Here is a 13895-nt window from a genome sequence, read left to right as displayed (position 1 = left end):
CGCACCATGAAACGACTGCTCCTCACCACCCTGGCCGCCGCCCTCGTGGGCGCCGCCGCCCCCGTCTCGGCAGAGACGCTGTCCATCGGCTTCGCCGACCCGCTGTCCTCGCTGGATCCGCAGCTGAACAACCACGCCGGCGACCGTTCGGTGGCCCTGCATTTCTGGGACCTGCTGGTCGAGAACAAGTGGAACAAGCTGCAGCCCGGCCTGGCACTGTCCTGGAAGCCGCTGGACAACACCACCTGGGAATTCAAGCTGCGCCCCGGCGTCAAGTGGCAGGACGGCACGCCCTTCACGGCCGACGACCTGATCTACTCCTACACCCGCGCGCGCGCCGTGCCGGGCAGCGTGGCCACCTATGCCGGCTATCTGCGCACCATCGAATCCATGAGCGCGCCGGATCCGCTGACTTTCGTGGTCAAGACCAAGGCGCCCAATCCCGACCTGCCCCTGAACCTGGCCTCGGTGCACGTGGTGAGCAAGCATGTGGGCGAAAAGTCGACCACCGAGGACTACAACTCGGGCAAGGCCATGGTCGGCACCGGTCCCTACAAATTCGTTTCCTATACGCCGGGCGACCGCGTGGTCATGGAGCGCAATGACGCCTATTGGGGCGGCAAGCAGATCTGGGACAAGGTCAATTACCGCTACATCAATAACGCGGCCGCGCGCACCGCGGCGCTGCTGGCCGGCGATGTGGATGTGATCGACAAGGTCTCGGTATCCGACCTGGACAAGCTCAAGAAAGCGCCCAATATCTCCGTCTTCCCCTATGACGGCCTGCGCGTCATGCTGCTGCAGCCCAATTTCAATCCGGCGCCCAACCCCTTCATCACGGACAACGCCGGCAAGCCGCTGGACAAGAATCCGCTGCTGGACGTGCGCGTGCGCCGGGCCATGAACCTGGCGATCAACCGCCAGGCCATCACCGACCGCATCCTGCAGGACGCGGCCACCGAGGCCAACCAGTGGATGCCCAAGGGCACCTTCGGCTACAACCCCGAGATCAAGAACATCCCCTACGACGCCGCCCAGGCCAAGAAGCTGCTGGCCGAGGCCGGCTTTCCGGACGGCTTCAAGCTGACCATGCATGTGCCCAACGACCGCTACCCGCAAGGCCCGGAGACGGCCCAGGCGGTGGCCCAGTTCTGGACGCGGATCGGCATCAAGACCCAGGTCGAGGTCGTGCCATGGGCGGTCTACTCGGGCCGCGCCAACAAGAACGAATACGCGGTGAGCATGCTGGCCTGGGGCAACGGCACCGGCGAAGCCAGCTACGCCTTGGTCAATATCCTGGCGACCGTGTCGCCGCAGAAGGGCTTGGGCGCCTCCAACTGGGGGCATTACAGCAACCCCAAGGTGGACGCGGCCCTGGATGCCTCGACCTCGGAATTCGACGTGGCCAAGCGTGAAGCCATCCTGCGCGACTCGGCCAGGATGGTCAGCGACGACGTGGGCATCATCCCGCTCTACCATTACAAGAACATCTGGGCCGCGCGCAAAGGCCTGAAGGTCGAACCCATGACCAGCGACCGCACCGCCGCGCAGATGGTCAGCAAGGACGCCAAATAATGTCCGCGCTGACTCTCACCCTCGAGCCGGCCGACGCGCTCATCGATGTGCCGCGCCGCATCGTCGTGCGCGGCGCCAGGCCCGGCGCCGAAGTCCGGCTGTCGACGGCGACCTCGCGCGCCGGCGTGACGTGGCGCGCCGAGGCCCGTTTCGTGGCCGACGCCCAGGGCACGGTGGACCCGGCCCGCGACGCCGCCACGGGCGGCAGCTACGAAGGTCTGTCGCCCATGGGCCTGGTCTGGTCGCAGGTGCCGGATGAGGCCGGCCGCCGCGAAACCTTCAACCAGCCCGTCACCGAAGCCCTGGTCACCGAGGTCGAGGCCGTCAGCGAAGCGGCCCGCGCTTCGGGCCGTTTCGTGCAGCGCCTGGCCGGCCCCGGCGTGACGCGGCGCGAGGTCCGCGAAGACGGTCTGGTGGGCACGCTCTATCTGCCTGCCGGCCCGGGCCCGCATCCGGCCGTGATGATCCTGAACGGCTCGGGTGGCGGCATCAACGAACCCCGCGCCGCCCTCTATGCCTCGCACGGCTACGCCGCCTTCGCGCTGGGCTATTTCAAGGCGCCCGGGCTGTCCGACTACATTTCGAACACGCCGCTGGAATACTTCCAGCGCGGTCTGCAATGGCTGCGCCGCGAGGTCAGGCCGGCGCACGACTTCGTCGCCATCAGCGGCCAGTCGCGCGGCGGTGAACTGGTGCTCCTGCTGGGCGCAACCTTCCCCGGCGAGGTCTCGGCCGTGGTGGCCTATGTGCCCGGCGCCGTGGTGCACAGCGGGCAGAATGCCGCCGATCCGCAGGTCGGCCGCGAAGGCCCGACCTGGCTGCTGGGCGGCAAGCCGCTGCCGCATGTCTGGGAGAACAATCGCACGGCCAGCTGGCAGCCCTTCGACGAAGGCCCCGCGCCGCATCGCCACGAGCGCGCCATTCTCACCGCCTTGCAGGACCCCGAGGCCGTCGCCCGCGCCCGCATCCCGGTCGAGCGCATCCAGGGCCCGGTCATGCTGCTGTCGGCCACCGACGACGGCTCCTGGCCGTCTTCGCTGTACTCGCGCATGGTGCGCGACAAGCTGGCCGAGGTCGGCCACCCCCACGATGTGCGCTGGCTGGACTTCCAGGATGGCGGCCACCTCATCGTCTTCCCCTATGTGCCGACCACGCAGATGGTCTATGCCCATCCCGTCTCGGGCAAGATCAGCACCAGCGGCGGCAATCCCCGCGACAACGCCCGGGCCGACGAGGCCTCCTGGGCGGGTGTTCTTCAATTCCTGCATGATGCCGTGGCCGCGCGAGCCCAAGGAGATGCCTGATGCCTACCCAAGACCTGATAGACCAACTGGTCGGCCTGGCCGACGGCGACGCCCTGCACGCGGTGCGCCACCAGCGCGGGAAAGTCGTGGCCGCCACCCAGGGCAGCCTGCAGGCCCTGTTCGATCCCGACCTGCCCGGCCTGCCCCTGGTCGAGCGCCTGGCCGTGGCGGTGTACGCCTGCCGCCTGACGCCGGCGCCCGAGCTGGCCGCCTATTATCTTGAACGCCTGCAGGCCGAAGGCGCCGACCCGGCCCTGCTCGACACGGTCCGCGAAGGCCGGCCGGCCGGCACGCCGCGCCTGGCCGCCATCCTCGAATTCACGCGCAAGCTGATCGAAAAGCCCGTCGAAGGCGACGAGGCCGCGCTCAAGACGCTGCCGGCCGCCGGCCTGTCCACGCCCGCCGTGGTCGCGCTGTCCCAATTGATCGCCTTCCTGTCGTACCAGGTGCGCCTGGTGGCCGGCCTGAAGGCCATGAAATCGCTGGAGCAAGCCGCATGACGACGCCCATCAAAGCCCATGGCTTCACCAATGAGACCCTGGAGTGGAAGGCCTGGCTCGACACCGTGAAGGTCGAGCAAGCCAGCCCCGAACAGATCGCGGTGCTGGAAGAAAGCCATCCCAAGGCCAAGACCTCCGACTACTATCTCTTCCTGATCCACCAGCCGGAGATCCTGCGCCAGCGCTCCACGGCGTTCAATGCCATCATGTACGCCCCCGGCGGCCTGTCGCGCGCCGAACGCGAACTGGGCGCCACCGTGGTCTCGCGCGTCAATGGCTGCGTGTACTGCGCCTCCGTCCATGCGCAACGCTTCGAGCAGCTGGCCAAGCGCAATGACGTCATCGCCGAAGTCTTCGAGGATCCGCGCAGCGCCGGCACCACCGAACGCGAGCGCGCCATCGCCGCCTTCTCGGTCAAGATCACCGAGCATCCCGCCGCCCTGGACGCGGCCGATATCCAGGCGCTCAAGGACGTCGGCCTGTCCGAAGGCGAGATCCTGGACCTGGTCCACGCCGACGCCATCTTCGCCTGGGCCAATCGGCTCATGCTCAACCTGGGCGAACCGGTGTTCCCGCAGGCTTGACATCGGCCGGGCGCCAGACGCCGGCAGGCATGGCCAGCCATAAGGGCCGGCCGCCGGGTCCTGGCGTCCGCGCCAGGACCCGGCCCGGCGCGCCCTTTTCCCGCTTTTCGGTAAACTGCGGTTTTGGCGGCCGCGCCCCCTGTTTCACCGATGTCCAAGACTTACGATATCCGCCCCGACCAGTCGGTCGAACTGCTCAAGGCCCTGCACATCCTGACCCGCGACGGCAAGATGAACCAGGACAGCCGGCGCAAGCTCAAGCAGGTCTACCATCTGTTCCAGTTCATCGAACCCCTGCTGGCCGAGGTCAAGTCGCGCCGCGGCCGCGTCACGCTGGCCGATCACGGCGCAGGCAAGTCCTACCTGGGCTTCATCCTCTACGACTTGTATTTCAAGCAGCAGGCCGACGACTCGCACATCTACGGCATCGAGACGCGCGAAGCCCTGGTGCAGAGCTCCCAGGACCTGGCGCGCCGTGCCGGCTTCACGGGCATGTCCTTTCTCAACCTGTCGGTGGCCGAATCCATCGTCTCGCCGCTTCTGCCCGCGACCGTCGATGTCGTCACCGCGCTGCACGCCTGCGACACCGCCACCGACGACGCCATCCGCTTCGCCTTGACCAAGCGCGCCGATCATATCGTGCTGGTGCCCTGTTGCCAGGCCGAGGTGGCCGCGGCCCTGCGCCAGCACAAGGCGGCGGCCCTGGGCGACCCCATGGCCGAACTCTGGCGCCATCCCCTGCACACCCGGGAATTCGGCAGCCAGCTCACCAATGTGCTGCGCTGCCTGCAGCTGGAGGCCCATGGCTACCAGGTCAGCGTGACCGAGCTGGTGGGCTGGGAGCACTCCATGAAAAACGAGCTCATCATCGCGCAGCACAAGGCCGACCGCCCGCGCCGCAAGGCCGCGCAGCGCCTCAATGAGATCCTCGACCGTGTGGGCCTGCCGCAATTGCGCGAGCGGTTCACCGTCCCCGCCGACCTCACGCCATGACAATGCTCCTGCGCGCCGCCGTGCCGCTGACCGCCGCCGCCATCTGCCTGGCCAGCCTGTCCGCCCGGGCCGGTGATTGCGGCGCACCGCTGACCGAAGAAAGCTACCAGGCCCTGGTCTGCGCCCAGGCCGCGCTGGCCGAACGCCAGGCCGCCATGCAGGCACGCTACGAAGCCCTGCGCAGCAAGCTGGCCGACGACGAGGCCGACAGCCTGGCCAGCGACCAGGCCAAATGGGTGAATTTCGTCGAGGCCGATTGCGCCGTCTATGCCGACATGGCCGGCCGCGACAACGATGCCTGGCGCCTGACCTGGGGCGAGATCGCGCTGACCTCCTGCCGCGCCGACATGGCCGCCGCGCGCGAGGAAAGGCTGGGCCAGTACCAGGCCCTGATCAAGCGCCGCGGCGACCAGCGCGCGGCCATCCTCTCGCCCTGACGCGCCGTCTCAGCGCCCGTCCTTGCCGGGCGCCCCGTCCATCAGGCGCTGCCAGCCCTCGTGGCCCAGCTCGCGCAGCGTGTCGATGTTCTTCTCGTAGATGTCGGCGGCGTCCGGAAAGGCCTCGACCGCCCGGTCTATGCTGTCTTCGCGCAGCAGATGCAGGATGGGATAAGGCGACCGGTTGGTGTAGTTCTCGATATCGTCCGGCCCGGTCCCGGCGAACTGGAACTGCGGATGGAAGGTGGCGACCTGCAGTTCGCCCACCAGCCGCATGCGCTTGAGCAGCCGCTCCGACAACTCCTCGAAATCATTGAAATCATAGAAGTCCGGCAAGGCCTCGGGCAGGATGAGCAGCGTCGTATCGATGGCCTCGGGATCGGCCTCGGACAGCAGCATGAGCTCGGATTCGAGGTCCTGCAGCACGCCTTCGGCGTCAGTGGCGTCGCTCACGGCATAACGCACCTGGCCCTTGATCTGCACGGCCTTGGCGAAAGGACAGAGGTTCAACCCGATGACCGCCCGGTCCACCCAGCGGCGGACCTCGTCGGCGACGGACTGGGCGGCGGAAGATTGCAGAATCATGCGAACCTCAGGCCAGGGGCATGGCGGCCATGGTCTGCGCCACCGCGGCCGTCAGCTTCTTGCCATAGGGCACATGCAGGAACTCGTTCGGGCCGTGCGCATTGGACTTGGGGCCCAGCACGCCGCACACCATGAACTGCGCCTTGGGAAAGCCCTTTTGCAGCATGCTCATGAGCGGGATGGTGCCGCCCTGGCCGATATAGCCGCAAGGCGCGCCATAGTAGTCCTGCGAAGCGGCGTCCAGCGCCTTGGACAGCCAGTCCGCCGTGGACGGCGCGTTCCAGCCGGTGGCCGCTCCCTCGTTGGCATGGAAGATGACCTTGGCGTTATAGGGCGAATCGGCCTCCAGCAGCGACTTGATCTCCTGCGAGGCGGCCACCGCGTCGACCAGCGGCGGCAGGCGCAGCGACAGCTTGAAAGCCGTGCGCGGGCGCAGCACATTGCCGGCGCTGGACAAGGGCGGCAGGCCCTCGGCGCCGGTCACCGACAAGGTCGGGCGCCAGGTGCGGTTGAGCAGGGCCTCTTCGGGCTGCGTGGTCATGGGCAGCACAAAGCCCGCCTCGGCGCCGCAGCTCCAGGGGAAGCGGCGCCACACTTCGTCGCCCAGGATCTGCGCCGTGGCCTTGACCTGTTCAAGGCGGTCGGCGGGGATTTCGCAATGCAGGCTCTGCGGCAGCAGGCGGCCCGTGCCGCTGTCCTCCAGGCGGTCCAGCAAGTGGCGCAGGATACGGAAACTCGACGGCACCACGCCGCTGGAGTCGCCCGAGTGCACGCCCTCGTCAAGCACCTGCACCTCAAGCGTGCCGGCCACCATGCCGCGCAGCGACGTCGTCATCCACAGCTGGTCATAGTTGCCCGCGCCCGAATCCAGGCAGACCACCAGGGCCACATTGCCCAGGCGGTCGCGCAGCGCATCCACATAGGGCAGCAGATCGTAGCTGCCCGACTCCTCACAGGTCTCGACGATACCCACGCAACGCGGACGCGGCACGCCCTGCTTGTCCAGGGCCATGATGGCGGTCAGCGATGCGTAGATGGCGTAGCCGTCATCGGCGCCGCCGCGGCCGTAGAGCTTGCCGTTTTCATACTTGGGCGTCCAGGGCCCCAGGTCCGAGCGCCAGCCCGAGAACTCCGGCTGCTTGTCCAGGTGGCCATAGAGCAGCACCGTATCGCCGTTGTCCTTGCGCGTGGCCGGCACGTCGAAAAAGATGACCGGCGTGCGGCCCGGCAGGCGCACCACCTCCAGCGTCATGCCGGCAACCTTCTGCGCCTCGACCCATTGCGCGGCGTCGCGCACCACGCGCTCGATATAGGCGTTCTTTTCCCAGTCGGCATCAAAAGCCGGGCTCTTGGCCGGGATGGCGATGTAATCGGTCAGCGCCGGGATGATCTCCGTATCCCACTTTTCATCGACGAAGGCCTGCAAGGCTTTCGGATCCAGGGTGGGTGGCAGGGCATCGTCGGGTACACGGGCGTTCATGGGCGGTTCTCCTGTCGGGAGCGGCGAAAGCCGTATTTTATGCCTCAATCCCTCCGCCCGCCGCTTCCGTCCCCCAGGCTCCCGCCACCCATAAAAAAACCCCGGGCAACGCAAGCTGCCCGGGGTTGCCGCGAGACGGCTGGGCGGATCAGCCCAGCCACACCCGCGCATTGCGGAAGAAACGCATCCACGGCGTATAGATGCCGCCGCTGTCCTTCTCGCCCCATTGCGCCGGCGCCCAGGACATCATGACATTGCGGGTCACGCGCTCCGGGTGCGGCATCAGCACGGTGAAGCGGCCGTCGGCCGTGGTCACCGAGGTCAGGCCTTGCGGGCTGCCATTGGGGTTGAAGGGATAGGCTTCGGTGGGCGCGCCGCGGTTGTCGATATAGCGCGCCGCGGCCAGCACGCGGCCGGCATCGCCCTGCTGCGAGAAGTCGGCATAGCCTTCGCCATGCGCCACGGCCACCGGGATGCGCGCGCCTTCCATGCCGGCAAAGAAGATGGAGGGCGAGGCCTGCACCTCCACCAGCGACAGGCGGGCTTCGTACTTCTCGGACTGGTTGCGCGTAAAACGCGGCCAGAATTCGGCGCCGGGGATCATGGGCGCCAGGGCGGCCATCATCTGGCAGCCGTTGCACACGCCCAGGGCGAAGGTGTCGGGGCGGGCAAAGTAGGCGGCAAACTGATCCGACAGCTTGCTGTTGAAGCGGATCGTGCGCGCCCAGCCTTCGCCGGCGCCCAGCACGTCGCCGTAGCTGAAGCCGCCCACGGCCACCAGGCCCTGCATGCCGGCCAGGTCGATGCGGCCCGACAGCAGGTCGGTCATGTGCACGTCCACGGCCTCGAAGCCCGAGGTGTCGAAGGCCCAGGCCATTTCCACCTGGCTGTTGCAGCCCTGCTCGCGCAGGATGGCCACGCGCGGACGCTTGCCGGTGGCGATGAAGGGCGCGGCCACGTCTTCCTGCGGGTCGAAGGCCACGCGCGGCGACAGGCCGGGATCGGTGGTGTCGTTCCAGACATCGAGCTCGGCCTGGGCGCAGGCCGGGTTGTCCCGGCGCGCCATGATGCGGTAGCTGACCTCGCTCCAGGCGCGGCCCAGTTCGGCGCGCGGCTGGCTCCAGATCTTCTTGCCGTCGCGGAAGAATTCGATCTCGTCGCTGGCGTTCAGCCCGCCGATGACATGCGAGTGCGCCGACAGGCCCGCGCCGCGCAGCACCTGCATGACGGCGTCGCGCTCCGAGGCCGGCACCTGGATGACGGCGCCGGCTTCCTCGGAGAACAGGGCCTTGAGCGTAAGCTCGTCGCGCTGGACGGCCACCTGTTCCGGACGGATCTTGTAGTCGCCCCAATCGGCCGACTGCGGATCGAAGGTCAGCATGTCGAGGTTGATCGACACGCCGGTGCGGCCGGCAAACGCCATTTCGGCCACGGTGGCGAACAGGCCGCCATCGGAGCGGTCGTGATACGCCAGGATGGTGCCGGCCTCGGCCAGGGTGCGGATGGTCACGAAGAAGGCGCGCAGATCCTGCGGCTGGTCGATATCGGGCACCGTCTCGCCGACCTGGTTGTAGACCTGCGCCAGGATGGAGCCCCCCATGCGGTGGCGTCCGCGGCCCAGGTCGATGAAGATCAGCACGCTGTCGCCGGCATCGCCGCGCAGCTGCGGCGTGAGGCTGGCGCGCACGTCGCCCACGGGCGAGAAGGCGGTCACGATGAGCGACACGGGCGCGACGACCTGGCGCGCCTGGCCATCCTCGGTCCAGGTGGTCTTCATGGACAGCGAGTCCTTGCCCACCGGAATCGACAGGCCCACGGCCTGGCACAGCTCGCTCACGGCCGAGACGGTGTCATACAGCGCCGCGTCCTGGCCTGGCACGCCGCAGGCGGCCATCCAGTTGGCCGACAGCTTGATGTCCTCCAGGCGCGCCACATCGGCCGAGACCAGGTTGGTGAGCGCCTCGGCCACGGCCATGCGGCCCGAGGCCGGCGCATCCAGCATGGCCAGCGGCGTGCGCTCGCCCATGGACATGGCTTCGCCGCGGAAGCCCTCGTAATCGGCCAGCGTCACGGCGGCGTCGGCCACCGGGATCTGCCACGGCCCGACCATCTGGTCGCGGCTGGACAGGCCGCCCACGGTGCGGTCGCCGATGGTGATGAGGAAACTCTTGTTGGCCACGGTGGGGTGGCGCAACACGCGATAGGCGGCTTCGGTCAGCTCGATGCCGGCCAGGTCCAGCGGCGCCGATACGCCCGGCAGGCGCTGCACATCGCGCGTCATGCGAGGCGGCTTGCCGAGGATCACGTCGATAGGCACATCGACCGGACGGACTTCGCCGGCGCCCTGCGCGCGCACGGTGTCCAGCCCGGGCAGGCCCTCGCCGTCGACCACGCGCAGCTGGCGCTCTTCGGTCGCCACGCCAACGACTGCATACGGACAGCGTTCGCGCTGGGCGATGGCCTCGAAGCGCGCCAGGTCCTGCGGCAGGATGGCCAGCACATAGCGCTCCTGCGATTCATTGCTCCAGATCTCGGCCGGCGACAGGCCGGACTCCTCCAGCGGCACGCGCTTGAGGTCGAAGATCGCGCCGCGGCCGGCGTCATTGACCAGTTCGGGGAAGGCATTGGACAGGCCGCCGGCGCCCACGTCGTGGATGGCCAGGATGGGATTGGCCTCGCCCTGCTGCCAGCAGCGGTCGATGACTTCCTGGGCGCGGCGCTCCAGCTCGGGGTTGCCGCGCTGCACGGAATCGAAATCCAGCTCGGCCGAGTTGCTGCCCACGCTCATGCTGGAGGCGGCGCCGCCGCCCATGCCGATGCGAAAGCCCGGCCCGCCCAGCTGCACCAGCAAGGCGCCCGGCGGCAGCGGATCCTTGTGCGTCAGGCCGGCGTCGATGCTGCCCAGGCCGCCCGCGATCATGATGGGCTTGTGATAGCCCCAGCGCGTGCCGCCGGCGGTCTGCTCGAAACTGCGGAAATAGCCCAGCAGATTGGGCCGGCCGAATTCATTGTTGAACGCCGCGCCGCCAATGGGCCCGTCGATCATGATGGACAGCGGCGAGGCGATGCGGTCCGGCAGGCCGTGATGATCGGCCTCCCAGGGCTGCAGCGCATCGTCAAAGCGCAGGTGCGAGACCGTGAAGCCGGTCAGGCCGGCCTTGGGCTTGGAGCCGCGCCCGGTGGCGCCCTCGTCGCGGATCTCGCCGCCGGCGCCGGTCGCCGCGCCCGGGAAGGGCGCGATGGCGGTCGGGTGGTTGTGCGTCTCTACCTTCATCAGCGTGTGCACGACGGTGTCGCGGCGCACATAGCGCGCGGCCTCGGCGCCCTGGCCGGCCACGCCCGGCACGCCGGCCTGGAAACGCTGCGCGGGGCCGCCTTCCATGATGGCCGCGTTGTCCGAATAGGCCACCACCGTGCCCTCGGGTTGGGCCTTGTGCGTGGCGCGGATCATGCCGAACAGCGTATTGGGCTGCGCCTGGCCGTCGATGACCCACTCGGCGTTGAAGATCTTGTGGCGGCAGTGCTCGCTGTTGGCCTGCGCGAACATCATCAGCTCCACGTCGGTGGGGTCGCGGTCCAGGTCGCCGAAAGCCTTGGCCAGGTAATCGATCTCGTCGTCGGACAGGGCCAGGCCCAGGCTTGTGTTGGCCGCTTCCAGCGCGGCGCGCCCCTCGGCCTTGACGGCCACGGTGCGCATGGGCTTGCCGGCCAGCGGCGTGAACAGCGCCTGGCCGTCGAAATCGCCCTGCACCACGGTCTCGGTCATGCGGTCATGCAGGCAGTCGGCCGCGCGCGCCAGCATGTCGGCGTCGAAGGACTTGCTGCCCAGCAGGCCGCGCTCGGGCGTGATGAAGTAGCGCACGCCGCGCTCGATGCGGTGCACGCTGTCCAGGCCACAGTTGTGCGCGATGTCGGTGGCCTTGCTCGCCCAGGGCGAAATCGTGCCCAGGCGCGGGATGACCAGCAGCGCCAGGCTCTTGGCGGCGGGCTCGCCGGCGACCGGCGTGCCGTAATCCAGCAGTTGGACGAGGTGGGCCTGCTGCTCGGCGGACAAGGCCTTGTCGGTTTGCACGAAATGTTCGTAGCGGGCGGATACGTCCGCCACCGGCAGACCGGCCTTTTTCAGTTGCGCGAGAAGCCGCTCACGGCGAAACGAGGACAGGACGGAGGAACCGGGCAGATGCTGGACAAGGGACACGATGCGGGCGCCGTAGGGAAGAAAGAGGAACAAAACGTGATTTTACCTGCTTGGCGGGGTAAACCCGGACCAAACCCCAAGGAAGCGGATTTCCCGCGCGAAGCGCCGGCCGGCCTCAGTTGTTACAAAATCATCCAAAAAGGCGGGCGCCCCCCTATTGCGACGCAGCATATTCCGCCGGGCCGGACCTCCCCATGACGCATGCCACCGCCGTTGCCGCGAGTTTCAGCCCCATGTAAGCCCAAATTGCTGCCGTGCAACATGTTGCAATCGCCCCGCACCACGGGAAAACACGAAGACATGCGACGATTTCCCGACGGTAGGATGCAGCCTCCCCCCACCTATCAGAGCTGTTCATCAGCCTTTGCCGCAGTTCGTGATGCAACGCCCCCAAGAAGAGCCGCTCGAACCGATCATCCCCACGGAAACCGATCCCCCGGTCAAAGTTCCTCTTGCCATCGAGGACTGGCTGGCCGTGATCCTGCTGGCCGCCCTGGCCCTGATCACCTTCGGCAATGTCGTGGTCCGCTACCTGACCGACCAGTCATTCGCCTGGACCGAGGAAATCTCCGTTTTCCTGCTGATCGTGCTGACCATGGCCGGCGGCAGCCTGGCCTTTGTGCGCAATCACCACATCCGTATCGAGATCATCGCCGATAACGGCACGCCACGACGCCAGCGCATCCTGGGCCTGATCGCCAACGTCTGCGTGCTGGCTTTCTTTGCCCTGCTTACCGTGCTGTCGACCCGCCTGGTCTACGACGAGTTCCGCTTCGAGGAAACCTCGCCCGCCATCGGCGTGCCAACTTGGTGGTACTCCATCTGGCTGCCCATTTTCTCGGCCGGCATCACCTTGCGCGTGCTGGGATCGCTGATCCGCCTGGCGCGCCGCCGACCGGAGGCCGGGGAATGATCGCCACGCTGCTGTTTCTCGTCTTCATCGGCCTGATGGTCATCGGCGTGCCCGTGGGCGTGGCGCTAGGCCTGGCCGGCACGGCCGCCATCGCGCTGTCCAATGCCGACGTCAGCTGGTTCGGCCTGCTGGCCGTGCCGCAGAACTTCTACGCCGGCCTGGCCAAGTATCCCCTGCTGGCCATCCCCATGTTCGTGCTGGTCGGCTCGATTTTCGACCGCTCGGGCGTGGCCAAGCGGCTGGTGGATTTCGCCACCGCCATCGTCGGGCGGGGCCCGGGCATGCTGCCCCTGATCTCGATCTTCGTGGCGATGTTCCTGGGCGGGATCTCCGGGTCGGGCCCGGCCTGCGCGGCCGCCGTGGGCGCGGTCATGATCGCCGCCATGTCGCGCGCCGGCTATCCCAAGCCGTATTCGGCCGCCGTGGTCGCGGCCGGCGCGGCCACCGACATCCTCATCCCGCCGTCGGTGGCCTTCATCATCTATTCGGTGCTGGTGCCCCAGGCTTCGGTGCCCGCGCTGTTCGCCGCCGGCATGGTGCCCGGCATCCTGGCCGGCTTCGCGCTCATCGTCCCGGCCGTGTGGATGGCGCGCAAACATGGCATGGGCCACCTGGAGGCCAAGCTGCCCCGGCCGCCCTTCTGGGCCAGCCTGCGCGAAGCGCTCTGGGGCCTGGCCGCGCCCGTCCTCATCCTGGGCGGCATGCGCATGGGCTGGTTCACGCCGACCGAAGCGGCCGTGGTCGCGGTCTTCTATGGCCTGTTCGTGGGCATGTGCGTGCACCGCACGATCAAGGTCCGCGATCTGTTTCCCATTCTGCGCGAGGCCGCCGAGCTGTCGGCGGTCATCATGATGGTGGTCACGCTGGCCGGCATCTTCGCCTGGGCCCTGTCCACCCTGAGCGTCATCGATCCCATCACCCATGCCATCGTCAATTCCGGCCTGGGCGAGTACGGCGTGCTGGCGCTCTTGATCGTGCTGCTGATGACGGTGGGCATGTTCCTGGACGGCATTTCCATCTTCCTGATCTTCGTGCCGCTGCTCATGCCCATCGCCAATGCCTACGGCTGGGACCCGGTATGGTTTGGCGTCATCCTGACCCTGAAGGTGGCGCTGGGGCAGTTCACGCCGCCGCTGGCCGTCAACCTCATGGTGTCCTGCCGCATCGCGCGCGTGCCCATGGAATCGACCGTGCCCTGGGTGCTGTGGCTGCTGGCCGGGATGATGGTCGTGCTGATCGCGGTGCTGGCCTATCCGCAACTGGCACTCTGGTTGCCGCATCGGCTGGGCTATTAGGCCCCGCCCCATAACAAAGCAAGCACAAACG

General features: G+C 67.8%; 11 protein-coding genes. 8 read left to right on the top strand and 3 right to left on the bottom strand.

Annotation, left to right across the window (positions count from 1 at the left end; genetic code table 11):
• The first annotated feature begins 6 nt into the window (after positions 1-6).
• From AXA74_RS07790 to AXA74_RS23855, 6 genes are all read left to right on the top strand, one after another.
• Positions 7-1575 (top strand): ABC transporter substrate-binding protein, encoded by a 1569-nt coding sequence (locus tag AXA74_RS07790; protein ID WP_032978858.1) that lies wholly within the window; start codon positions 7-9, stop codon positions 1573-1575.
• Entirely contained in the window at positions 1575-2879 is a 1305-nt protein-coding gene (locus AXA74_RS07785) for an acyl-CoA thioester hydrolase/BAAT C-terminal domain-containing protein (protein ID WP_032978856.1), read from the top strand. The genes AXA74_RS07790 and AXA74_RS07785 overlap by 1 nt, the downstream gene beginning before the upstream one ends.
• Complete coding sequence (locus AXA74_RS07780; RefSeq protein ID WP_032964438.1) at positions 2879-3379, top strand: CMD domain protein; 501 nt, start codon at positions 2879-2881, stop codon at positions 3377-3379. Before AXA74_RS07785 ends, AXA74_RS07780 begins: the two co-directional genes overlap by 1 nt.
• Positions 3376-3963 (top strand): peroxidase-related enzyme, encoded by a 588-nt coding sequence (locus tag AXA74_RS07775; RefSeq protein ID WP_029580570.1) that lies wholly within the window; start codon positions 3376-3378, stop codon positions 3961-3963. The genes AXA74_RS07780 and AXA74_RS07775 overlap by 4 nt, the downstream gene beginning before the upstream one ends.
• 150 nt (positions 3964-4113) lie before the next feature.
• Complete coding sequence (locus AXA74_RS07770; RefSeq protein WP_032957498.1) at positions 4114-4956, top strand: class I SAM-dependent methyltransferase; 843 nt, start codon at positions 4114-4116, stop codon at positions 4954-4956.
• Entirely contained in the window at positions 4953-5393 is a 441-nt protein-coding gene (locus AXA74_RS23855) for a lysozyme inhibitor LprI family protein (RefSeq protein ID WP_230588825.1), read from the top strand. Before AXA74_RS07770 ends, AXA74_RS23855 begins: the two co-directional genes overlap by 4 nt.
• A 9-nt stretch (positions 5394-5402) precedes the next feature.
• On the opposite strand, the gene AXA74_RS07760 is transcribed toward AXA74_RS23855, so the two are convergent.
• The 3 genes from AXA74_RS07760 to purL form a co-directional block, all read right to left on the bottom strand.
• Positions 5403-5978 carry a DUF1415 domain-containing protein gene (locus AXA74_RS07760; RefSeq protein ID WP_032957496.1) on the bottom strand — a complete coding sequence of 192 codons (576 nt, stop codon included), beginning with the start codon at positions 5976-5978 and terminating at the stop codon, positions 5403-5405.
• Between the two features lie 7 nt (positions 5979-5985).
• On the bottom strand, positions 5986-7458 hold the full coding sequence (locus AXA74_RS07755; RefSeq protein ID WP_032957494.1) for a M20 family metallopeptidase: 1473 nt from the start codon (positions 7456-7458) through the stop codon (positions 5986-5988).
• 148 nt (positions 7459-7606) lie between these two features.
• Entirely contained in the window at positions 7607-11656 is a 4050-nt protein-coding gene (gene purL, locus AXA74_RS07750) for a phosphoribosylformylglycinamidine synthase (protein ID WP_032964469.1), read from the bottom strand.
• Between the two features lie 379 nt (positions 11657-12035).
• On the opposite strand from purL, the gene AXA74_RS07745 reads away from it, so the two are divergent.
• Both AXA74_RS07745 and AXA74_RS07740 read left to right on the top strand, forming a co-directional pair.
• On the top strand, positions 12036-12569 hold the full coding sequence (locus AXA74_RS07745; protein WP_029580564.1) for a TRAP transporter small permease: 534 nt from the start codon (positions 12036-12038) through the stop codon (positions 12567-12569).
• Positions 12566-13864: a TRAP transporter large permease gene (locus AXA74_RS07740; RefSeq protein WP_029580563.1), complete on the top strand. Its 1299-nt coding sequence runs from the start codon at positions 12566-12568 to the stop codon at positions 13862-13864. The genes AXA74_RS07745 and AXA74_RS07740 overlap by 4 nt, the downstream gene beginning before the upstream one ends.
• Positions 13865-13895: the final 31 nt, after the last annotated feature.

It is taken from the genome of Bordetella hinzii LMG 13501 (assembly GCF_001548475.1).
In the GTDB taxonomy this organism is placed as follows: domain Bacteria; phylum Pseudomonadota; class Gammaproteobacteria; order Burkholderiales; family Burkholderiaceae_B; genus Bordetella; species Bordetella hinzii.
This window is presented reverse-complemented; position numbering and strand designations above follow the sequence as displayed.